The following is a 21,124-nucleotide window of genomic DNA, read 5'->3' on the forward strand; positions in this document are numbered from 1 at the left end:
CGTATCACTCCTTTATGCTTTTCATTTCTTTTCGTCCCCTGTGTAATTCAATTTTCACTTTCGCTAATGAGAGACCAGTCATTTCTGCTATTTCCTTATAGGAGAATCCATAGTAATCTCGTAGTAGCAGGGCATTTCGTCTTTCGAGCGGAAGAGAAGATAAACTTTCTAACCAACTAGCAATCTCATGTTTTACGAAATATGCATGTTCTGTACTTGGCACGTTTGGTAAATGGAATTCTGCAACTTCTGTTGTTTTATATTTCTTTTCTTTACGATACCAATCGATAAAGGCATTGTAGGCAATTGTAAATAACCACGGCCTAATTTCTTCTCCTTTATAATAGTCAATATGGACGAGCATTCGGTAAAATGTTTCTTGCATGAGATCTTCCGCATAGTGGGAATCTCCGGTTAGGGAGAGAAGATAGCGAAATAAATCTTGCATATGCTCTGAGTAAATTTCTTCTAATGATTGTTTGCGTTTCACTACATTTCCCTCCCTTCATATATAACAACGAAATACATATAAAAAAGTTACAATTTTTTATGGAATTATAGTAAAAAACGTCAAGAATTGGATTGCGTTCTCTTTTATCATAATACATATAAGGCGGGTGAACAGAGATGGAAAGCTATGAAACACAAATTCAAAGGTCAATTGATTATATTGAGGAAGATGTAATGGAAAAACAGACGCTGCGTAATTTAGCACGTATTGCAGGTTTTTCTGAGTCGCATTTTCATCGTGTATTTCAGGCATTAGTAGGTGATACAGTAATGGAGTATGTTCGAAAGCGGAGGTTGGCCCGGGCAGCTTATCAACTTTCTCATACGGATGAAAAAGTTATTGATATCGCGTTTGAACATGGCTTTCAATCTCACGAAACGTTCACGAGAGCCTTTAAAAAATTATTTCAAATGACACCGAGTGAATATCGAAAACAAGAAATCGAAACACCGATGTATTACAGAGTGAATGTAAAGCAAAGAAAATTAAATCCGTATTTAGGGGGCATACAAATGGAATATCGTATTGTAAATAAACCAGAATTTTTAGTGGCGGGTTATGAATTGAAGACGACAAGTAAAGAAGGGAAAAACCATCAAGACATTCCAGTATTTTGGCAAGAATATTTACAAAAAGATCTTGGAACGACGATTCCGAATCGTAAAGATACGAGTCAATGGGTAGAGCTTGGATTATGTACTGATTTTAATTTAGAAACAGGAGACTTCACTTACATTATCGGAATGGAAGTTACAGACTTTGAAAATGTACCAAATGAAATTGCGAAGCGTACTTTCCCGGCAGCAACATATGCAGTATTTACAACGCCGAAAGTTCCTCATGAAGAAATGGTATCGTCTATTCACCAAACTTGGAATGCAGTATTCTCAGAATGGTTCCCGCATTCAGGATATGAACATTGCGGTGTTACGGAGTTTGAACTGTACGATGAGCGTTGCCACGAAGATAAGAGTGAGTTTGCACAAGTAGAGCTTTGGATACCGGTGAAGAAAAAATAATAGGGTAAGAGCGAATCGTTGGGAGATGGTTCGCTTTTTCATAAAGGGGGAAATGGGAAAATGTTCAAAAAACTAGAATGTGTATCTATACATACGAAAGATATAGAAAGATCAGTTTCTTTCTATAAAGAAATGGGAATGAAGCAAAACTGGATGATAGAAAGAGAACTAGAAGAAGGGGTTATTTGGACGTTAATAGGATTGAAGTTTCCAGATGAGAAAAGTTCAGAGTTAGTAATAAGCAATCATCCGGATATTAATTTTACGGAAGTCGAAGTATTAGTAGAAGATGTACAACAAACGTATGAAAGTTTAAAAGATAATAAAGATGTAAAATGGATTCGCGAACCATTTCCAACAGAATCAGGACATGTTGCAGTAATGGAAGCACCTGATGAGAATGTGTTTGTGTTAGTAGGGAAATAGCTGAAATATGGAGTGACCTTTCATAGTGAGTTATGAAGGGTTATTTTTATCCCGCTATTTGCCGGGCAGCGCGATTGGTGAGGGCTAATAATCAGTGGGGGATGAACAAAACCTCCACTGATTAAAGTTTCACTTTATAAGTGGATTGTTAAATTTGTATTGTTTTATCTGTAATACATATGAAAATGGTAAAATAAAATAGCAATTAAATATTGCGGGTGGAAGGTTATGCCCTTTCTTCATTTTGTGAAGAAAGGAGGTGTAATCGTATGGAATTTCTTTTGCAAATTTTGTTGGAAATTACAAAAACTATAGCTAGAGAAGGTATAGTTTTTGGATTTAAGAAATTAACGGCAAAAAAGCGCAAAAAGAAGACCACCCGTCTGCCTGCGAAGCGTGGGAAGTCTTCTAAGCGCAAATAAGCTTTAGTTGCAACCTTCCACCTTGCGGTAATTAGTTGCAGTGACGGGGTGTTGGAAGCACCTCGTCTACTTCATTTTATGCAAAACTTAGTTAGTTTATACTTCTATTTATAGTATAACAGTTTAGAAATGTATTTGTTAATAGTTTTATTTTTACTTTGTCTCGAAAAAACGATTCACATAATTTCAATTACCGCAAAATTCTCCCAGAAAAGAAAAAAAGACGCCACATAGCATCTTTCCTACGAACGAAACGGAAATACAAGAATAATCGTCGTTCCATTTCCGAGTGCACTATCAACGGAAATTGTCCCGTTATGAGCATGAACGAGCTGTTTTGTAATGGCTAGGCCAAGTCCAGTTCCGATGTTGCTTTCTTCTGTGTTTGTTCCGCGGTAATATCGTTCAAATAGAAGTTCTTTCGTTTTTTCATCCATTCCTTTTCCGTCATCTGAAATGGAGAGTGTAAAGGAATTAGCGTTTTGTGATAGTTTTACGATGACAGTAGTTGTTTCGTTATTATGTTTTACCGCGTTTACGAGTAAGTTTTCGATAATACGCTGAAACCATTTTTCTTCAATGAAATATTGAATTTTATTTGAGCTCGGTACGAATTCAATATTTTGATTTTGGAGTGTTGGATTGTTAATAAATTGCAATAATACTTTTTGAACGAACTGATTGATTTCAACGTTTACGTGTTGGGCAGGAAGGCTGTTATTTTTTAATTGATACGTTAAGCTTAAATCATCAATTAATGTCGTCATATATTGAGATTTCTCTTTCATAACACTACCAAATTGCTGAATATCACGATCAGTCCAGTTATATTGATTCGATTCGAGTAATAATGCGTAGCCATATATAGAGCTAAGTGGTGTTTTTAAATCATGCGTTAGACCGGTAATCCATTCTTCTCGTGTTTGCTGGAGTACTTGCCTCATCGCATCATTTTTTTTGAGTGTAATAGAAAGGTGTTCTAGTGAACTTGTTACATCTCTAAACAAACGGAATGACCATTTTTCTTTACCAGATCGCCGGAACCTGACAGGTTTTCCTTTTTTACTAATAGGTTCTTCATACTTTCCACCAGCGATATTTTTTAGCCAGCGCATCGCATGTAATAACGGTTTCCCGAATTTATTACCGTACCAAATAGAAAGAATGACTAAATAAACAAACACGATAAGAAGGATTAATCCGCATCCGATGAGAAACTTCTTAGTAAATACATCTTCAATTTCGTCATCTGGATAGTAGTGATCATTTTTCGCAGTCACAACGAGAAGGTTGCCACTATTTGCATCGTAAAAGCTAGACGTGTTTTCTTTATGATTCCACGGTTCTTTTTCATTAAGGGCGATTTGTATGGCTGAAAATGTTTTTTTCTTTCCAGCTGGATAGGCAAAAACCTCTTCGCCATTTTGATTAAATATTTGAAGTGCTGCTTTTTCTTTAGACAGTAACTGTTTTTCTTGATCTGTTAATGTGAACGAATCCATCGTTAAAGAGGAGTGATCCTTTTGAATTGCTGTCAGTAACGCATTGCTTTTTAACATACCACCATAAATAACAAGTACTTTCTTTTCTTCTAATTCAATTTCCCAATATGTAAATTTATAATTACTTTCGATATGATGTTGTATATATGCGACTAAAGATGTCTTCGTATAAGCATTCGGAACATCATTTGGTGTATTAAAGTGGTAGAGGATTTTTCCGTTTTCATCTACAACTTGGAGCCAATCATTTTTCTCCTTTATTAAATCTTGCACTTCAGATTGTAACGAAATATGCCCATCTTCTGAAGAGATGTATCTTGAAATTGTAAAACTATCAGAATCTGGAATATTAGGTTCGTATAAAGTACTAGTAAGAAGAAAAATTAAATAAGTAAAAGCAGCAACTACAGCGATAAGTAATGTAACTAAAACAAAAACGTGTTGCATGATAAATTGAATAATAAGTCGTTTATTAAAATTCATATCGTCACCCTACTTTGTAACGAACTTATAACCAAGCCCGCGAACGGTTTTTATATATTCTGGTTTACTTGGATCGTGTTCAATTTTTTCACGTAGTTTTCGAATGTGGACCATAACAGTGTTGTCATCGCCATTATAGGCAGGTGCTCCCCAAACTTTTTCGTATATTTCCTCTTTCGAAAATACGTAGTTTGGATTCTCGCAAAAGAAGAGTAGTAGTTGAAAGAGTTGAGCGGAACATTCGACAATGTGACCATCCACTGTCAGTTCTGCAGAGTGCTGATCAATTTCAAATCTGCCAAATGAAATCGAGTGTGATTTTTGTTCGTGTGGTACGGTTTGTTTCATATGTCTCCGAAGCTGTGCTTTCATACGTGCTACTACTTCTAATGGATTAAAGGGCTTCGTAATATAATCATCCGCACCGTATGAAAATCCGGATATTTTATCTAAATCAGATGCTTTTGCTGATAGGAAGAAAATTGGACAATCTGTTTGTTGGCGAATGATTGGACAAATATCAAAACCGGATTGTCCAGGAAGCATTACATCTAAAATAATTAAATCGTAATTGTTTTGCTTAGTTAGAGATAAAGCTATTTCAGCTGATGTTGCAGTTGTAATATGAGAAAAACCTTCTTTTTCAAGAATGGTAGTTAGTAATTGTAAAATTGCTGTTTCATCATCAACAAGTAAAATATTTGCTTGGTACATAAAAATCCCTCCTAATTTTCTCGAATATCATATCATCATTTTGTAACTTATGGAATTTTTAAGGAAATTTTAAGGTTTTCTTTCGCAAAAAATTAAGAATCAAATGATATGATAAAAGTAACATAGGGGAGGAGATGAGTGTGAATCCGTTTCAAGTGATGCGAGCTAGATATTTTTTAATTGTATTTGCACTATTAATTTTAATAGCGAGAAGTAGTGGCGATTTGCTAACAAGTATATTTCATATACAAAATTCTTCTTTTATAAATATCCTTATATTCTATATCCTTCCGATCGTATGGATTTCTTATGAGTATAGAAAGCACCACATTTCATTTTCATTATTTGTTAATAAAAATGAAACATTTAACTTGGTACAAGTTTTATACATTACGGTTATGTTATGCATGTTTAGTTACGGGTATCTTATTTTGTATATGTATAGTTTTGCATGGATTACACCGGACTTTATTATGAACGCCCTGCATGAACCAATTGTAGATAGTACTGGGGGATATGTATCTCAAGTCATTAGGGTCGTATTCATCGCACCAATTATCGGGGAATTTGTTTTTCGCGGATTTTTACTTCAACGTTTTGCAACAAAATGGGGAACGAGCATAGCGACCATCGTTGTAGCAATATTGTTTGCGTTGTTACATGTTGATTTCCTCGGTGCAGCCATATTCAGCATCGTATTGTCAATCGTATATATTCGTACGAAAAGTTTACTCATGCCAATTGCAATACATATGTTAAACAATGCATTTGTAATAGGTGCGTCTTTTTTAATAAGTAGAGAAAAAATTATTAGTTTTGCCGATTTCTCAAGTTATACGACATTCTTTCCTGGACTTATTATTTTTATAACAGGATTAAACTTAGTACTTATCTTTTTATTTGTTAATCGCAAATATTGGAGTAAAGAAGTGCCAGTTATATATGCAGAGCAGGAAAAGAGCTTTTCAGATGTAGTGGGGAGTAAATGAGATGAAGAAGACGGTTGAAAAATATTAAAAGACATTATAGATGCTACGTCTATTACAGATATTTGTGATAAAAGCGTTTGTCATTGGCTTCAACCGGTAGTAGATACGATTGTGTTTCCAGAGTATTACTTATTTTCTAGTACTCATTTAAAAGAAAATATTATTTCTCTTCTTATTGTGTTCGGGATTTTACTAATATTTGGTCTAATTGTAGAAGAAATGATGAAGCGCATCTTCAGAAAGAATGAAGAGAAGTATATGTGGATTCATAAAGTATTCGAGAAAGTAATGGTGGCTTTCCTTTTGTTTTATGGTATGAAAACAATCATTTACTTTATAGCTTTGAAACATCATTAATTCGAAATTTGAAAGGGATGTATAAAATTATATGAATGAAACGATATCATCAAATAAGTTTTTTTATTTGATTTTACTTAGTCTAGTGTTAATAACGACAGTGAATGTTATTTTGCGCTGGGAGGAAGCTTACTTTTTCATGTATTTAGCGCTTCATTTGCTAGGGATTTTATGTATAAGTGGTGGAGTGGTTACTGAAAAAAAGAATGAAGAAAGCGTTAATTATATGTGTGTGATCGGTCTTGTTTTACTTTTAGCTGTACAAGGTATTATGAAATATAGTTCTTTCTCTTTACAAGATTTTAATTTATTAATAGATGTACTTCCTTAAAGAGGCTTTTTATGTTATCTAAAAAGCAAGTAGGGTACGTGTCGGTTTGTAAGTGCGATCTTTATTCCAGATTATGAAACGAAGAAAGTGTTTAAAGATAGGGAAAACTCTTCTTATGTAGAAGAGTTTTTTTATGTAAATAAAAGGATCTCGAGCAATTCGCATAATAAGCTTGTTCTAATTTAGCGTGTACGAACTTACAATAATAATAGACAGGCAGCATAGAGGAGGGAATAGCGTGAGGAAGGTTATTGGTTGGTCGCTTTTTTTGTACGTTGGATTTGCGTTACTTATATATTGGTATTTATTTGGATGGAATCATGAACTTATTCCGGACATGTATAAGGGAACGAGTGCAGATCCAGAAACGTTTATGAGTGCTAGAGAGCTTACGCTAAGCCAAGATTATTCGCGCGTGAAAAATTTACTATACTTTTTAGCGACGCCTCTTGAATGGATTATTTTATTATTTGTACTTGTGCTAGGTATTTCAAGAAAGTTTGAGAAATGGTCGAAGGAAACGACTAAAATAAGTGTTTTGCAAGTTGCGATTTATTTCTTTTATTTATCATTATTGACAACAGTGCTTGCCTTACCGATGCAATGGATTGGCCGGAAAGTGTCCGTTGATTACGGCATTTCAACACAAAGTACACAAAGCTGGATTAAAGATCATGTTATCGGTTTTTGGGAAAGTTATGCGACTATGTTAATCGTAGTTACCGTTCTATTATGGCTTATCCGTAAATTTCCGAAGAGATGGTGGCTCGCAGGATGGGCGCTCTCTGTTCCATTTACAATCTTTTTAACATTCATACAGCCTGTCGTTATTGATCCACTGTATAACGACTTCTCGACGCTGAAAAATAAAGAATTAGAAACGAAAATTTTAGCGATAGCAGACAAAGCGGACATTCCTGCTAAACACGTATATGAAGTAAATATGTCAGAAAAAACGAATGCATTAAATGCTTACGTAACAGGAATTGGCCCTAACGCCCGTATTGTAATGTGGGATACAACACTTAAGCAGTTAAAAGATAAAGAGATTTTATTTATAATGGCCCATGAAATGGGGCATTATGTTATGAAACATATATTTTTTGGCGTTGCAAGTTATGTATTGCTATCGTTTATAGGTATGTTTTTAATTAGTCGTATTATAAATATGTGTATTCGCAAATGGGGAGATACATTGCAAATTTCAAAAGTGGCATGTTTCTCCATTTTACCTTTATTTTTCTTAATTTCTTCTATACTCTCTTTTGCAGCACAACCAGCAACAAACTACGTTTCACGTATAGAAGAAAGAGCCGCAGATCAATATGCTTTAAATATGACGAAGGACGGGAAATCTGGTGTGAAAACTTTTCAATATTTATCAAAAACAAGTTTAAGCCAAGTAAATCCGCCTGCGTTAGTGAAATTTTTCTTATACACGCACCCACCAATTTTTGAAAGAATTCATACGTTTGAACAATATGAGAAACAAAGCAAAAAGGAGTAGCATGATAGCTACTTCTTTTTTTATAGAGATATAAGTTTCATATTGGGAATATTTATCATTGCTTTTTATTGTGATTTTGTAAATAATAAGCTATAAAATTCTAAAAATCTATATATAAAGGAATAAAGGTGGAAAAATGTATTTTTTACAAAATTTAAAAGTGAAATATAAATTATTAGCGCTTATTTCATTAGCAGTTTTAGGTATGGTAATTATAAGCAGTGTAGCAATTAGTTCTATTAATAAGATTAAGCATGATACAGAGGTTGTAGTAGATGATTATCAATATTCTGCAATTTTATTAGAAGGAATGCTTCGCACACAAAATTCACTAGAATATAATTTATTAGAATTAATTACGGTATCACAAAATGAAGTGGCAAATAAAGAGGGAATAATTGATAATATTGAAAAGGATCTTAAAAAATATGATTCTTTATTAAAAGAATATGATGATGGTTTTAATTTAAGTAAGCAAGAGGATGAACTGTTTCAGAAGATGAAGAAATCTTTGCCAAGTTATAAAGATACATATAAAAAATTATTTGAAAAGGCAAAGGCAACAAACGAGCCACAAATGGTAAATGAATTTCAGAAGGAATTAAAACCGAAGGGAATAGAGTTAGCTGGTTATGCAGTGGATCTAGAATCGTATGTTTCAAATTTAGCTGACCAAGTATTTAAAGATTCTCAAAAAATGATTGATCGTTCCGTTATTACCTTTATCATTCTTGTAGTAGTTACTACAATCGTTATATGTATAGTAAGTTATATTATTAGCAAGCTCATAGTTGCTCCTTTACAAACGGTTAGTCGTATGATGGAAAGAGCGAAAGAAGGAGATTTAACCGTACATGGTGATTATACTGCTAAGGATGAATTAGGTGTATTAGTAAGTAATTTTAACGAGATGATTGCAGGGCTAAGAACAAATATGGAAGAAGTAGAGAATAATATTCAGCTTTTATTCCAACATGCAGACGGAGTAGTATCTGCATCAGAAGTATCTAGTAGTGCAGCGAAGAAAATCACTATGGATATTGAAGAAGTTGCAAATGGTGCAGAGAGTCAAATGCAAGCAATGGAACAAACTGCGGGTGCGATGGAAGAGTTGACGCAAGGAATGCAGAGTATAGTCAATACATCATCCTCTGTAAATGAATTATCTGCTCAATCAGCATTAGATGCAGAGAGTGGTAACAAATTAATGAAACAAATGATTCAACAGATGGATACAATCCAAAATTCGGTACATAGCGGTGTGAAACAAGTAGAGACTATGAAAGAACAATCAGAAGAAATTGTTAAAATCATTGATGTTATGCAAGGTATTACCTCCCAGATTAACTTATTAGCATTAAACGCCGCAATTGAGGCTGCACGTGCTGGTGAAAGTGGTAGAGGATTTGCAATTGTGGCAGATGAAGTGCGGAAATTAGCAGAACAATCTAGTGATTCTGCAAAACAAATTGAGAATCTTATTACTCAAGTTATGGGAACAACGAACCATACGGTACATATGATGGGGAAAGTAGATAATGAGGTACAGGCAGGTACACAAGTAGTAATGCATACAGAAAAAGTATTTGGAACAATTACAGAAAAAGTACAGCAAGTATCTGAGCAAATTCAAACGGTATCTATGTCTACAGATGAAATTGCAGCGAGTAGTGAGGAAATCTCGGCTTCTGCAGAAGACATGGCTCAAATTTCCCAAAGATCATCTGACCGAACTGATAGGGTAAAAGAGTCTATTCAACAGCAAGAAAAATCTGTTCAAGAGATTTCGGTTTCAATTGAACATATGCATAACGCAGCAGGAAAACTAAAACAAATAGTTGCCCAATTTACTCTTCAAAAGTAGTAGCATATTTGAGTGTTAATAAATATAAAAAAAGCATCCTCTTTTAATAAAAAAGGATGCTTTTTTTATTGCTACTATTCATAGACTTCGGGCATTTTCAAGGCGATGATTTAGACATACTAGATTTGTATATTACTTATTTTTTGACAGTTTAAGAGATTTATCGACGAGACTCATTTCTGTATTAGTGTTTTTAGATCCTGCTGTTGCCAAACTATTAGACCGGATTTAGATGCAAGTAATAGGGATTATCCTTATATTTGTAGGGATGGCACTAACTTTTCGCAAGGGAAGAGAAGGCGAGTTATCAGTGAAGGGGAATGCTACCTCTGAAATATAAATTATGAATATAGTAATCGCCATTAGGTATCTCTTTTAGGTCCCAATAAAGAGAAGTTGTAAAGTGAAAAGGAGTTTATAAAGAAATTGTAGAATGTTTTAGTATATAACACCTTAGATGTGACAACTTCCTTTTTGAAAAAGAAAGAAGAAGGCATAAAGCAGAAAGGTAGTGGAAATATTTCTCCTAGAAGATTTGCATTTTATCTTACATTCACCAAAAAAGAGTACTCCTGAAACAATGAAATTCATTTTATTTGAATGAAATAGGGAGAGAGGATAATGAAGAAAAAAATATTGGGTGTAATGATGATTGCGACAATGGCAGGAGGTATATTTGCAGGGACGAATGTGACGCCTGTAAAAGCGGAAGAGTATCCACAAATGATTGTGTTTGAAGATGTTCCATACGGATTTTGGGCATATGATGCTATTATGGATTTAGCATATCATAAAATTATATTAGGGTATGGAAACGGGAAGTATGGTGTTGGTGATCTTATAACACGTGAACAAGTAGCTGGGACTATTTACAGAACACTTGAGATAAAAGAAGAAGGATCAGTAGCGAATCCATATAAAGATGTTTCTGATAGTACAACAACTTTTAAAAAGGAAATTTTGGCGTTAACAAAACGTGGTGTTTTTACAGGGGATGGCCAAGGGAATTTTAGGCCGAAAGCACCAATCTCTAGAGCGGAAATGGCTGTCATTTTAAAACGAGCATTTAATTTTGAAACGAAACAAAAACATACATTTAAAGATATTCCAAAAGGCCACTGGGCAGAAGATGCAATTAGTGCGCTACAATCTAATAATGTTGTAAGAGGAACTGGGAATGGCATGTATGAATTAAATCGCCCTGTACCTAGAGAACAATATGCTCAGTTTATTAATAATGCGATTATTAATTATCATTTGAAAGAGGATTGGAAATAGAGTGAAATATGAAAGCACAAATAGAAATATTTGTGCTTTTTTGTTTGTTTAAAAAAGAATTATTATTCGTTTATTTGTATTTTTAATGTTATACATAAGCTTTATAATCAACCCCATAAAAAAGACATGATGTGTAATAAGATTCACAAAAACGTCACGAAATGTGTCGGAAAAAATATATACATATTGGGGAGGAAATGTAATGAGCAAAAAATTATTAAAAACAGCTACAGCATTAACAATTATGGGTGGGGTGTTATTCACAGCAGAGAGTAATAGTGTAAAAGCGGAAAGTGCACCGTTGCAAAAAGCAAATACAATTGTATTTAAAGATGTACCAAAAGGACATTGGGCATATGAGGCAATTCATGAATTAGCGGAACAAGAAATTATTTTGGGATATGGCGATGGAATATTCGGTTTTGGGGATAATGTAACACGTGAGCAAGTTGCAGCTTTAATTTACCGTGTGTTTGATATGGAAGAACAAGATGAATATGAAAACCCATATGGAGATATTGATGAAAATTCAACAAGCTTTATCGAGGAGATATTGGCTTTAACGGAAATGGGAATTTTCCAGGGAGACGAGAATGGAAACTTTAGACCGAAGGCGACGTTAACGCGTGCGGAAATGGCACAAGTTCTTACGAATGCTTTTGACTTACAGGCCAAGGGATCTCATAACTTTAATGATGTTTCAGCAAATTCATGGGCAACGAATGCAATTAGTGCAGTACAAACAAATGGTATTACAATGGGAATCGGAGAAGGTAAATTCGGTCCGTCTATGAAGGTAACGAGAGAACAATACGCACAGTTTTTACATAGAGCAATATTGCATGATATGGAACAAGGGCAGTAATAAAGTTTAACTAGTCAAAGTGAAATTTAAAAATAATACAAAAAGGTCGTTGTTGTATAACAGTGGCCTTTTTTGTATGAAATAAAGCACGAAAGAATGGCGTTTTGAAAAAAAATGAAGTGAATTTTCAAAAAAAACTTCCTTTTCTGAAGATTTGTTATATAATATAAAACATGAAATCAAATCTGTTATAAAACAGTTTAAGAAGGGGATGCTAATATGTCGACGCAAACTTCACGGGTTACACTCGTTGGAGAAATGTTACCAGCGTACAACGAAATATTGACACCTGAGGTGCTTAGTTTTTTGAAGGAACTACATGAGAATTTCAATGAGCGCCGCATAGAACTTTTACAAAAACGTGTAGAAAAACAAAAGAGAATTGATGCAGGGGAGTTTCCGAAGTTTCTAGAAGAAACAAAACACATACGTGAAGCGGATTGGACAATTGCCAAGCTGCCAAAAGACTTAGAGGATCGCCGCGTAGAGATTACTGGACCGGTAGATAGAAAGATGGTCATTAACGCTTTAAATTCAGGAGCGCATCTTTTTATGGCGGATTTTGAAGATTCGAATGCACCAACTTGGGAAAATGCAGTTGAAGGTCAAATCAACTTACGAGATGCAGTAAAGGGAACGATTTCACATGAAAATGATAAAGGGAAAGAATATAGATTAAATGAGAAAACAGCTGTACTCATTGTACGTCCAAGAGGATGGCATTTAGAGGAAAAGCATATGCAAGTTGATGGGAAAAATATGTCGGGTAGCTTAGTAGATTTCGGCTTGTACTTTTTCCATAATGCGAAAGCTCTTTTAGCAAAAGGGAGCGGCCCATACTTTTACTTACCGAAAATGGAAAGTTATTTAGAAGCAAGATTATGGAATGATGTATTCGTATTTGTTCAAAAATATATCGGCATTCCAAATGGAACGATTAAAGCAACTGTGTTACTGGAAACGATTCACGCTTCGTTTGAAATGGATGAAATTTTGTATGAGCTAAAAGATCATTCTGCTGGCTTAAACTGCGGAAGATGGGATTATATTTTTAGCTTTTTAAAGAGTTTCCGTAATCATAATAAATTCTTACTACCAGATAGAGCACAAGTCACGATGACGGCACCATTTATGCGTTCCTATTCTTTGAAAGTAATTCAAACATGTCACCGCCGTAATGCACCAGCAATTGGAGGAATGGCGGCACAAATTCCGATTAAAAATAATCCAGAAGCAAATGAAGCAGCTTTTGAAAAAGTGCGTGCTGATAAGGAGCGCGAAGCTTTAGACGGTCATGACGGGACTTGGGTTGCCCACCCTGGACTTGTACCGGTTGCAATGGAAGTATTTAATCACATTATGAAAACACCGAATCAAATTTTTAGAAAACGTGAAGAAATATGTGTAACAGAAAACGATTTACTAGAGGTACCGGTGGGAACGATTACAGAAGAGGGCCTTCGCATGAATATTAGTGTAGGTATTCAATATATTGCATCTTGGTTAAGCGGACGGGGAGCAGCACCCATTTATAACTTAATGGAAGATGCGGCAACTGCTGAAATTTCAAGAGCACAAGTATGGCAATGGATTCGTCATGAAGGTGGAAAACTAAATGATGGTCGTAATATTACGCTTGAATTAATGGAAGAGCTAAAAGAAGAAGAATTAGCAAAAATAGAAAGAGAGATTGGTAAGGAAGCCTTTAAGAAAGGGAGATTCCAAGAGGCGACAACGTTGTTTACAGATCTCGTTCGAAATGATGAATTCGTACCATTTTTAACATTACCGGGTTATGAAATTTTATAAAAAATGAAAAGGGGATGGAACAAATGAAAAACGAAAGAATCGAGAAGTTACAAGAAAGCTGGGAATTAGATGAGCGTTGGAAAGGGATCACACGTCCATATTCGGCAGAAGATGTAATTCGCCTGCGCGGGTCAATTGATATTGAACATACGTTAGCGCGTCGCGGTGCTGAGAAGCTTTGGACATCGCTTCATACAGAAGACTATATTAACGCACTTGGCGCATTAACAGGAAACCAAGCGATGCAACAAGTAAAAGCTGGGTTACAAGCGATTTACTTAAGTGGTTGGCAAGTAGCAGCTGATGCAAACCTTTCTGGACATATGTATCCAGACCAAAGTTTATATCCAGCGAACAGCGTACCTGCTGTAGTAAAACGAATTAATCAAACGCTTCAACGTGCGGATCAAATTCAGCATATGGAAGGAAGTGATGATACAGACTATTTCGTACCGATTGTAGCAGATGCAGAAGCTGGATTTGGCGGACAATTAAACGTATTCGAACTGATGAAAGGTATGATTGAAGCAGGTGCATCAGGTGTGCATTTTGAAGATCAATTATCTTCAGAGAAAAAATGTGGCCATTTAGGCGGAAAAGTACTACTACCAACGCAAACAGCAGTACGCAATTTAATTTCTGCACGTCTTGCAGCAGATGTAATGGGAGTGCCGACAATTATCGTTGCAAGAACAGATGCGGATGCAGCTGATTTAATTACGAGCGATATCGATCCTGTTGATAAAGCATTTATTACAGGAGAAAGAACACCAGAAGGATTTTACCGTACAAATGCAGGTCTTGATCAAGCAATTGCGCGCGGTTTAGCGTATGCACCGTATGCAGACCTCGTTTGGTGTGAAACGTCGGAACCAAATTTAGAAGATGCAAAACGATTTGCGGACGCAATTCATAAGGAGCATCCAGGAAAGCTACTTGCATATAACTGCTCACCTTCATTCAACTGGAAACAAAAACTAGATGAAAAAACAATTGCAAGCTTCCAAAAGGAAATCGCATCTTATGGTTACAAGTTCCAATTCGTAACACTTGCTGGATTCCATTCATTAAATTACGGTATGTTTGAACTAGCACGTGGCTATAAAGAGCGCGGCATGGCAGCATACTCTGAACTACAACAAGCAGAATTCGCAGCTGAAAAACATGGCTACTCTGCAACACGTCATCAACGCGAAGTAGGAACAGGTTACTTTGATGAAGTTGCACAAGTGATTACAGGCGGAACTTCATCAACGACAGCGTTAAAAGGATCTACGGAAGAAGCACAGTTTACGAAATAAAAGGAAGGGGCACCTTTTTGAAGGGTGCCCCTTGTTATTTTCTAAACGATTCGAAAAGAGAGATTGAGTTGTCGGCAAAAAACGATACTTCCTTTTCTTTATTACTAAATCAACTCCACTCAGCCCTATGATCACGAATAAACTTCATATCTTTCTCATAATGCTCTAGATGTCCTTCATCAATCATTCTTTGGAAATTCAAGTCGCCTTCTTGCGCTTTTCGTTTCATATATGTACATAATCCTTCTAATCGAAGCAACACCATTCCTAAGTAATCTTCATCCATATTTTTATCATAGGACTGAACGAACAAATTCATTCTCTCTTTAATGCGATCTGCATGTTGCGATGAGTCATAATGAACGGCTTCACCGGATTCTGTATAATACACTCTACTTAAAGGCACACAAGTATAGAGTGTATAAGCGATATCCCATAGTCTTGGACCAGGAGCAGCAACATCGAAATCAATAATCCCTACTGGCTTCTCATTATTAAAAATAATGTTATATATGGCAAAATCATTGTGACATAAAACCTCAATGTTATTTGGAGTGTGATCCATCGGTTTCCAATCATCTAATAACGGAAAATCACTTACAGCATCATGGTAAAGGCGAAGTATCTTTGCGATTTCTTTTAATACATCATTAGATCGCATATATTCTTTTAAAGGATAATTGCCAGCTTCTCCTTCAATAAAGGATAAAATCTCTCTATCCTTTTCATCTACACCTAAAAACTTTGGAGCATAATGAAATCCTTTGTTTTCTAAATGTTGCAATAGCTTATGAATCTTTTCACCGCCCGGCTTTAACTCTCGCCGAACAGTATTTTCAGAACGATATACGTTTGAGACGTTTCCCCCTGTTAGCCTTTCTTCTTTAGCGTAGTTTGACATGTGAAAATTCCCCCTGTGATTAAAAAATCCAATTCCAAATAGTAAATAGACCAACAATGGCAGAAAAGAGAAGGCAAGCAAGGAATGCTAGACAGCCAAAAGGAACTAGCTTATCTTGCCATGTTTCTTTATACTCATAAATTAACTCCTCTGCTACTTTCTTCTGCACTGAAGATAAAGGTTGATCTTTATACAAACCTTTTATATGGTTAGAATCGCCTTTAAACTTTAAAGCACGTGCAATATGATGAGGATTATTTCCTATTGATTTTTCAAATAATAAACATGATTCATGCATAATATCTGTTTTATGCTCCTCTAGATACCAGTAACGTCCAGCCATTTCTGGATATTGTAATGTATAATAAATATCTCCGAGTTTTTTTCGAAGATGTAATTCATTTGGGTATGTAAAGATGAGGCCATGCAATCTATCTCTTGCTTTTCCAAGATTATTATTTTCAATATCCTCTTCAATTCTTTTTAATGTTTTTCTAGGAATTTTATTGGTCATAAACTCCTCCTTATTTGGAATAGAGATAATTATATTTTATAAGAAATACTAAAAATTAGAAATTCTATTTTCGAAAAAGATTGTACATTTTATTTTAATGTGCTATGATGATGTCAGTTGAATAGTTAAATTAAGCAATCCATATGTTATCAAGTGCTGAAAACGAACGAGAAAAAGTATGTGAGAACTAGTTTATGTTTCGTATTTGATAATGTGTGGATTCTTTTTTTAGACAGGAAGACTAAAAAAATTAAATTTGTATTTTCTTAGGAGGAAATAATCATGGCAGTAACAGGACAAGTAAAATGGTTTAACAACGAAAAAGGCTTCGGTTTCATCGAAGTTCCAGGCGAAAACGACGTATTCGTACATTTCTCTGCAATCGAAACTGAAGGTTTCAAATCTCTAGAAGAAGGCCAAAAAGTTAGCTTCGAAATCGAAGAAGGTAACCGTGGACCTCAAGCTAAAAACGTAATCAAACTATAATTTTATAGTTGATGATGGAAAAAAGGATGGCTAATGCCATCCTTTTTTTGTTGTGGGGAAAGTCTTTTTAGAGCCTGTTTTTATATCTAAATCTCTTTTTCTATGTTACAACTGGTAAAAAATTATCTGGAATGCGTATTAGTTTCTGTAGAAGAATTATTTCAGCAAGAGCATTTACTGCGTATGATAGTAAATAACTATAAATTTGTATTCTTCATTGAAATAGGGGAATTTTTTTCAGATAGACCTTGAGTAACATCTTTTTTGTTAGCATTGTTGTTGGAATTTTGTACGTTTTGAGATGATGTTTCTAACAGTTGTTCTTGTTCCTTACTAGGGGTATTCAGAGCATCTGAGGGGATGCTATTAACCTGCTGGCTTAATAGGTTTTCTTTATCCATAGTATACAGCTCCTTTTTGGAATTCGATAAAAAGCAATGTAATTATAAAATGACCACTTATATATATTGTGTTTTTGAATGAAATTATATACAAAACTTATATTATAAAGTTAACTAATTAACGAATTGTTAGTGATGGATAAAGATGTACAAATTTGAAGTGTTTAATAAAAATTAAAAGCGAGTAACAAGTATAAATACTATTTCTCATGTTTTATATAAGGATCATATACAAATCAAAAAAGATGTAGAGAATCTTGGAAGAAAATATAGTTGTTTTTTAGGATGAAGAAGAATAAATAAAATGATACTACAAATGTAAAAAGGCATTCCATAAAGGAAGGCCTTTTATTGTTCTTGCTCTAATTTTTTCTTCTCACGTTTTTTACATTCTGGACATTTTGATTTACGAAATGGTTTGGAAAAGAATAGAAGAATGAAAAATAAACCGAATATAATACTAGCTGAGTTTTTCACGATAATGACGCTGCTATTTTTCATTTGAATCGATGGTTGGATTTCTTTTTCTTCCATAGTGGCCCTCCATATATTGGATTTATATTTTAATTATAGCAAAGTTAGTTGTTGTAATGATGTGAAATGAGGAAGTGATTTCAAATATTTATAGTAGTATAAATGTTTTTTGTGTACATTATTATCTTTTTATTATTATATAGTTAATTTTAAATTTAAAGAATGGTTGATAAATAATAAATCTATGTAAAATAGTGGAATATGCAATCCGTTTTCTTTTCATAGGTGCTAAAATTATATATGCAGCTGCTAATATAAATGGAAAAAAGGAGATAATAGAGCATGGAAAGTAAAGTGGAACGCTATGTCGAAAATTATGTTGTAACGAAAAATACGATGGCCTTACTTCCTGTTATTCTAAGTGAAAAGAAAATTGTTACTCGAGTCGTTGAAATGAATGATTCTTTTTTCGTATTTCAAAAACCTCTAGATATTATAGAAAGAAGTTGCCGCAAGCATGGCTCGAGTTTCTTAGGCAGAAAAGAAGGAACGAAAGAGTTAACTCATATTACACATAAAGCACCAATTGCGATTAGTCCTACAGATCAACTTTATTTTTTCCCTACCTATTCTTACTCTAGAAAAGAGTGCGCTTGGTTGTCTCATTTTTATATTGAAAGTAATAAAGAATTAAAAGATGGAAATCTTATTATTAGATTTATAAATGGCTTTGCTGTGAAATTAGAAATATCAAAAACTAGTTTTGAAAATCAACAAAATCGTACAGCGAAATTACGTACTGAATATGAAGATCGTAGGAAAAAACAAGGGAATCCGTGTTTTAAAGAAATTGATAAAAGTGAAGAATCAACATTAAGACCAGCTTATGAGAAAGTGTATGTTGTTAGAGAAGAAGAAGTGTAATATAGAAAAAGCTGCCTCTAGAATGTTGCCTTAAGTGGCATTCTAGGACAGCTTTTTTTGCTATTTAAATATTAATAAGTTTCTTCCTTACGGGCAGCATCCATCATAATGAAGATAGCTGATAAAATATGCAAAATCATTCCTACAAACGGAATCCATGCAAGGCAAGAAGTTACAATTCCTAGCACATTACCGTTAGCACTCATATTAACTTTTTTAGCCAATACTAAAGTAACGATATGTAATACTAGCATGAAAAGAAGTGGTAACCAAAGTAAAGAAACAACAATAGTTCCTCCGAGTACAGGTATTCCCAGTAAAGCCTCTAAGGCACCAGTAACCCATTTTAATAATTTTACTGTGTCTTTCAAAGTATTTCCTCCTAAAAACATAAAATAAATATATTGCGATATTTAGTATAACAGATTTATGTTGTTATTTTAATAAAAAATGTAAAAAATACTATTTTTTTATATTTAAATAAATTATTTGTAATATACTATTTTTGAAGAGATATAAGGATATTGTTGGATAGGGTGTTATTAATATGTAATATATTGTCAAATATTGATAGATTATCATAGCTAAATAATGAAGGAATTCTTATGAAAGATATGGAAACTTTAATAAATACATCTCCATATGTCGTATCTACCATTTCCTCTTTCATATAAGCAATGATACAGTAGGGATAGTATTTAGAGTAAAGGGGTAAAGTGTAGAATGGATTTTCAGACAATCAAAGAGTATTTTTCACCAGAAAATATGGATCATATTGTTGAGAGTTATAAAGCGTTCGGACCACTTCTTGGTATTGGTTTACCGATGATAGAGGCGTTGATTCCAGCATTACCGCTTATTGTATTTGTACTGGCGAATGCTGTTGCATTTGGCTTTTGGCTCGGTTTTCTTTATTCATGGATTGGATCAGTAATGGGTGCATTACTTGTCTTTTTCATCATCCGCCATTTTGGCCGCAGCCGTTTCTTTTCGTTTGTAAATAAGCATGAGAGAGTACGAAAAGCAATGGGGTGGATTGAAAGGAAAGGATTCGCACCGATTTTTGTTATATTTTGTTTTCCGTTTACACCGTCAGCGCTAATAAATGTTGTCGCTGGTTTATCCCGAATTAGTGTAAAACAGTTTGGACTAGCGTTAGCATTCGGAAAACTTGTGATGATTTTTATTTTAACGTATATCGGTCATGATTTAATGTCATTTATTCATAATCCGGTGAAATCAGTCATTGTAGCGATTGGTATTTTTATTCTATGGTATGTCGGTAAGAAAATTGAAGTAAAATTAGAACTACATTAAGAATAGTCTTCTTTGTAAAGGAAAGCTTCAGTATTAAAGGATAAGGGGAGAAGCAGATGAAGAAAACTTTGAAAAAAGAAGGCATAGAGTGGATACGAACAATTTTAATTGGTGTATTATTAGCTGTATTTTTTCGAACGTTTTTCTTTTCAACGTATGTTGTAGAGGGGAAGTCAATGATGCCGACATTGCAAGATGGCAATATGCTCGTTGTAAATAAGGTGAGTTATCAAGTTGGGGACTTGAACAGATTTGACGTTGTGGTGTTTCATGCGAATAAAAAAGAGGACTATGTAAAGCGAATTATCGGTTTACCTGGAGATCATATTGAATATAAGCATGATAAGTTATATATAAATGGACAATTTATTGATGAGCCGTATCTAGAGAAGTATAAGAAAGAGATAAATGGAAGGCAACTAACAGGCGACTTTACATTAGAAGAGTTAACGAAAGAAAAGCTGGTGCCACCCGGGTTTATTTTTGTAGTAGGTGATAACCGGCTCGGGAGCTGGGATAGTAGACACTTTGGCTTTGTAAAAGCTGATACAGTCGTCGGTAAAGTTGATTTGCGATATTGGCCAATTCAAGAGGTGCAAACGAATTTTTCAAAAGGTTGATATAATGAAGTAGAAGTATAGAAAAGACAAACAACTCAGTTTGTCTTTTTTCGTGTACTATAATACAATTATAGTAGCAAACTAACGTTCGTTATGTAAGTGAAAGGTG

General features: G+C 34.4%; 24 protein-coding genes and 2 pseudogenes. 18 read left to right on the forward strand and 8 right to left on the reverse strand.

From position 1 onward, the window contains the following. Positions 1-4: 4 nt before the first annotated feature. Positions 5-490 carry an RNA polymerase sigma factor gene (locus ATL10_RS10630; protein ID WP_110496883.1) on the reverse strand — a complete coding sequence of 162 codons (486 nt, stop codon included), beginning with the start codon at positions 488-490 and terminating at the stop codon, positions 5-7. Positions 491-627: 137 nt separating this feature from the next. On the opposite strand from ATL10_RS10630, the gene ATL10_RS10635 reads away from it, so the two are divergent. The 3 genes from ATL10_RS10635 to ATL10_RS31245 all read left to right on the forward strand — a co-directional run bounded on the left by ATL10_RS10635 (position 628) and on the right by ATL10_RS31245 (position 2,378). After that, complete coding sequence (locus ATL10_RS10635; RefSeq protein ID WP_000446842.1) at positions 628-1,530, forward strand: AraC family transcriptional regulator; 903 nt, start codon at positions 628-630, stop codon at positions 1,528-1,530. Between the two features lie 60 nt (positions 1,531-1,590). After that, positions 1,591-1,956, forward strand: a complete 366-nt coding sequence (locus ATL10_RS10640; protein ID WP_000473644.1) for a VOC family protein — start codon at positions 1,591-1,593, stop codon at positions 1,954-1,956. A gap of 269 nt (positions 1,957-2,225) precedes the next feature. Then, positions 2,226-2,378: a hypothetical protein gene (locus ATL10_RS31245; RefSeq protein WP_000394943.1), complete on the forward strand. Its 153-nt coding sequence runs from the start codon at positions 2,226-2,228 to the stop codon at positions 2,376-2,378. Between the two features lie 242 nt (positions 2,379-2,620). On the opposite strand, the gene ATL10_RS10650 is transcribed toward ATL10_RS31245, so the two are convergent. Beyond that, positions 2,621-4,363, reverse strand: a complete 1,743-nt coding sequence (locus ATL10_RS10650; RefSeq protein WP_061660112.1) for a sensor histidine kinase — start codon at positions 4,361-4,363, stop codon at positions 2,621-2,623. Between the two features lie 9 nt (positions 4,364-4,372). Further along, entirely contained in the window at positions 4,373-5,077 is a 705-nt protein-coding gene (locus ATL10_RS10655) for a response regulator transcription factor (protein WP_029442109.1), read from the reverse strand. A gap of 140 nt (positions 5,078-5,217) precedes the next feature. Here ATL10_RS10655 and ATL10_RS10660 point away from each other — a divergent pair, with 140 nt between their 5' ends. The 11 genes and pseudogenes from ATL10_RS10660 to aceA all read left to right on the forward strand — a co-directional run bounded on the left by ATL10_RS10660 (position 5,218) and on the right by aceA (position 15,378). Beyond that, a complete protein-coding gene (locus ATL10_RS10660; protein WP_071714127.1) occupies positions 5,218-6,066 on the forward strand; it encodes a CPBP family intramembrane glutamic endopeptidase in 849 nt (282 codons plus the stop codon). 21 nt (positions 6,067-6,087) lie between these two features. Further along, positions 6,088-6,423: a hypothetical protein gene (locus tag ATL10_RS10665; protein ID WP_098284197.1), complete on the forward strand. Its 336-nt coding sequence runs from the start codon at positions 6,088-6,090 to the stop codon at positions 6,421-6,423. A gap of 31 nt (positions 6,424-6,454) precedes the next feature. Continuing rightward, positions 6,455-6,754, forward strand: a complete 300-nt coding sequence (locus tag ATL10_RS10670; RefSeq protein ID WP_016082517.1) for a DUF2101 family protein — start codon at positions 6,455-6,457, stop codon at positions 6,752-6,754. Between the two features lie 238 nt (positions 6,755-6,992). Beyond that, positions 6,993-8,261, forward strand: a complete 1,269-nt coding sequence (locus tag ATL10_RS10675) for a M48 family metallopeptidase (RefSeq protein WP_141531125.1) — start codon at positions 6,993-6,995, stop codon at positions 8,259-8,261. A gap of 136 nt (positions 8,262-8,397) precedes the next feature. Then, a pseudogene (locus ATL10_RS32340) lies at positions 8,398-9,177 on the forward strand (MCP four helix bundle domain-containing protein); the annotation flags it as partial. 156 nt (positions 9,178-9,333) lie between these two features. After that, entirely contained in the window at positions 9,334-10,125 is a 792-nt protein-coding gene (locus ATL10_RS32345) for a methyl-accepting chemotaxis protein (protein WP_404978265.1), read from the forward strand. A 59-nt stretch (positions 10,126-10,184) separates the two neighbouring features. Further along, a pseudogene (locus tag ATL10_RS31845) lies at positions 10,185-10,465 on the forward strand (EamA family transporter); the annotation flags it as partial. 281 nt (positions 10,466-10,746) lie between these two features. After that, on the forward strand, positions 10,747-11,403 hold the full coding sequence (locus ATL10_RS10690; protein ID WP_000727104.1) for an S-layer homology domain-containing protein: 657 nt from the start codon (positions 10,747-10,749) through the stop codon (positions 11,401-11,403). Between the two features lie 202 nt (positions 11,404-11,605). After that, positions 11,606-12,268: an S-layer homology domain-containing protein gene (locus ATL10_RS10695; RefSeq protein ID WP_110496884.1), complete on the forward strand. Its 663-nt coding sequence runs from the start codon at positions 11,606-11,608 to the stop codon at positions 12,266-12,268. Positions 12,269-12,487: 219 nt separating this feature from the next. Next, on the forward strand, positions 12,488-14,077 hold the full coding sequence (gene aceB / locus ATL10_RS10700) for a malate synthase A (protein ID WP_110496886.1): 1,590 nt from the start codon (positions 12,488-12,490) through the stop codon (positions 14,075-14,077). Between the two features lie 23 nt (positions 14,078-14,100). Beyond that, positions 14,101-15,378, forward strand: coding sequence for an isocitrate lyase (gene aceA, locus ATL10_RS10705; protein WP_082188049.1), 1,278 nt, complete (start codon positions 14,101-14,103; stop codon positions 15,376-15,378). A 109-nt stretch (positions 15,379-15,487) separates the two neighbouring features. On the opposite strand, the gene ATL10_RS10710 is transcribed toward aceA, so the two are convergent. Both ATL10_RS10710 and ATL10_RS10715 read right to left on the reverse strand, forming a co-directional pair. Beyond that, complete coding sequence (locus ATL10_RS10710; protein ID WP_078401645.1) at positions 15,488-16,279, reverse strand: phosphotransferase; 792 nt, start codon at positions 16,277-16,279, stop codon at positions 15,488-15,490. Positions 16,280-16,298: 19 nt separating this feature from the next. Then, a complete protein-coding gene (locus tag ATL10_RS10715) occupies positions 16,299-16,793 on the reverse strand; it encodes a DUF6584 family protein (RefSeq protein WP_110496888.1) in 495 nt (164 codons plus the stop codon). 282 nt (positions 16,794-17,075) lie between these two features. Here ATL10_RS10715 and cspA point away from each other — a divergent pair, with 282 nt between their 5' ends. Next, positions 17,076-17,279 (forward strand): RNA chaperone/antiterminator CspA, encoded by a 204-nt coding sequence (gene cspA, locus ATL10_RS10720; RefSeq protein ID WP_000301522.1) that lies wholly within the window; start codon positions 17,076-17,078, stop codon positions 17,277-17,279. 197 nt (positions 17,280-17,476) lie between these two features. Here cspA and ATL10_RS10725 read toward each other — a convergent pair whose 3' ends face one another. Both ATL10_RS10725 and ATL10_RS10730 read right to left on the reverse strand, forming a co-directional pair. Beyond that, entirely contained in the window at positions 17,477-17,680 is a 204-nt protein-coding gene (locus ATL10_RS10725; RefSeq protein ID WP_097996953.1) for a hypothetical protein, read from the reverse strand. A gap of 348 nt (positions 17,681-18,028) precedes the next feature. Then, positions 18,029-18,214, reverse strand: a complete 186-nt coding sequence (locus ATL10_RS10730; RefSeq protein WP_000391377.1) for a hypothetical protein — start codon at positions 18,212-18,214, stop codon at positions 18,029-18,031. A 282-nt stretch (positions 18,215-18,496) separates the two neighbouring features. Here ATL10_RS10730 and ATL10_RS10735 point away from each other — a divergent pair, with 282 nt between their 5' ends. Further along, positions 18,497-19,078, forward strand: a complete 582-nt coding sequence (locus ATL10_RS10735; protein WP_071714131.1) for a competence protein ComK — start codon at positions 18,497-18,499, stop codon at positions 19,076-19,078. A gap of 71 nt (positions 19,079-19,149) precedes the next feature. On the opposite strand, the gene ATL10_RS10740 is transcribed toward ATL10_RS10735, so the two are convergent. After that, positions 19,150-19,449, reverse strand: a complete 300-nt coding sequence (locus ATL10_RS10740; protein WP_080476084.1) for a hypothetical protein — start codon at positions 19,447-19,449, stop codon at positions 19,150-19,152. A 352-nt stretch (positions 19,450-19,801) separates the two neighbouring features. Here ATL10_RS10740 and ATL10_RS10745 point away from each other — a divergent pair, with 352 nt between their 5' ends. Next, the gene (locus ATL10_RS10745) at positions 19,802-20,395 is read left to right on the forward strand and encodes a TVP38/TMEM64 family protein (RefSeq protein WP_071714132.1); all 594 of its coding nucleotides are present in this window, start codon (positions 19,802-19,804) and stop codon (positions 20,393-20,395) included. A 56-nt stretch (positions 20,396-20,451) separates the two neighbouring features. Continuing rightward, positions 20,452-21,015, forward strand: a complete 564-nt coding sequence (gene lepB, locus ATL10_RS10750; RefSeq protein WP_000751897.1) for a signal peptidase I — start codon at positions 20,452-20,454, stop codon at positions 21,013-21,015. Positions 21,016-21,124 lie beyond the last annotated feature (109 nt).

This window comes from Bacillus sp. 196mf, from assembly GCF_003217275.1.
GTDB classification, from domain to species: domain Bacteria; phylum Bacillota; class Bacilli; order Bacillales; family Bacillaceae_G; genus Bacillus_A; species Bacillus_A thuringiensis_S.

What these genes read in the sequence shown, in the direction of transcription:
- ATL10_RS10650 (WP_061660112.1), bottom strand. Translation starts at nt 4,363, where the DNA reads ATGAATTTTAATAAACGACTTATTATTCAATTTATCATGCAACACGTT.
- ATL10_RS10635 (WP_000446842.1), top strand. Translation starts at nt 628, where the DNA reads ATGGAAAGCTATGAAACACAAATTCAAAGGTCAATTGATTATATTGAG.
- ATL10_RS10655 (WP_029442109.1), bottom strand. Translation starts at nt 5,077, where the DNA reads ATGTACCAAGCAAATATTTTACTTGTTGATGATGAAACAGCAATTTTA.
- ATL10_RS10670 (WP_016082517.1), top strand. Translation starts at nt 6,455, where the DNA reads ATGAATGAAACGATATCATCAAATAAGTTTTTTTATTTGATTTTACTT.
- ATL10_RS31245 (WP_000394943.1), top strand. Translation starts at nt 2,226, where the DNA reads ATGGAATTTCTTTTGCAAATTTTGTTGGAAATTACAAAAACTATAGCT.
- ATL10_RS10640 (WP_000473644.1), top strand. Translation starts at nt 1,591, where the DNA reads ATGTTCAAAAAACTAGAATGTGTATCTATACATACGAAAGATATAGAA.
- ATL10_RS10730 (WP_000391377.1), bottom strand. Translation starts at nt 18,214, where the DNA reads ATGGAAGAAAAAGAAATCCAACCATCGATTCAAATGAAAAATAGCAGC.
- ATL10_RS10745 (WP_071714132.1), top strand. Translation starts at nt 19,802, where the DNA reads ATGGATTTTCAGACAATCAAAGAGTATTTTTCACCAGAAAATATGGAT.
- ATL10_RS10695 (WP_110496884.1), top strand. Translation starts at nt 11,606, where the DNA reads ATGAGCAAAAAATTATTAAAAACAGCTACAGCATTAACAATTATGGGT.
- ATL10_RS10690 (WP_000727104.1), top strand. Translation starts at nt 10,747, where the DNA reads ATGAAGAAAAAAATATTGGGTGTAATGATGATTGCGACAATGGCAGGA.
- ATL10_RS10710 (WP_078401645.1), bottom strand. Translation starts at nt 16,279, where the DNA reads ATGTCAAACTACGCTAAAGAAGAAAGGCTAACAGGGGGAAACGTCTCA.
- ATL10_RS10715 (WP_110496888.1), bottom strand. Translation starts at nt 16,793, where the DNA reads ATGACCAATAAAATTCCTAGAAAAACATTAAAAAGAATTGAAGAGGAT.
- aceA (WP_082188049.1), top strand. Translation starts at nt 14,101, where the DNA reads ATGAAAAACGAAAGAATCGAGAAGTTACAAGAAAGCTGGGAATTAGAT.
- cspA (WP_000301522.1), top strand. Translation starts at nt 17,076, where the DNA reads ATGGCAGTAACAGGACAAGTAAAATGGTTTAACAACGAAAAAGGCTTC.
- ATL10_RS10725 (WP_097996953.1), bottom strand. Translation starts at nt 17,680, where the DNA reads ATGGATAAAGAAAACCTATTAAGCCAGCAGGTTAATAGCATCCCCTCA.
- aceB (WP_110496886.1), top strand. Translation starts at nt 12,488, where the DNA reads ATGTCGACGCAAACTTCACGGGTTACACTCGTTGGAGAAATGTTACCA.
- lepB (WP_000751897.1), top strand. Translation starts at nt 20,452, where the DNA reads ATGAAGAAAACTTTGAAAAAAGAAGGCATAGAGTGGATACGAACAATT.
- ATL10_RS32345 (WP_404978265.1), top strand. Translation starts at nt 9,334, where the DNA reads ATGCAAGCAATGGAACAAACTGCGGGTGCGATGGAAGAGTTGACGCAA.
- ATL10_RS10735 (WP_071714131.1), top strand. Translation starts at nt 18,497, where the DNA reads ATGGAAAGTAAAGTGGAACGCTATGTCGAAAATTATGTTGTAACGAAA.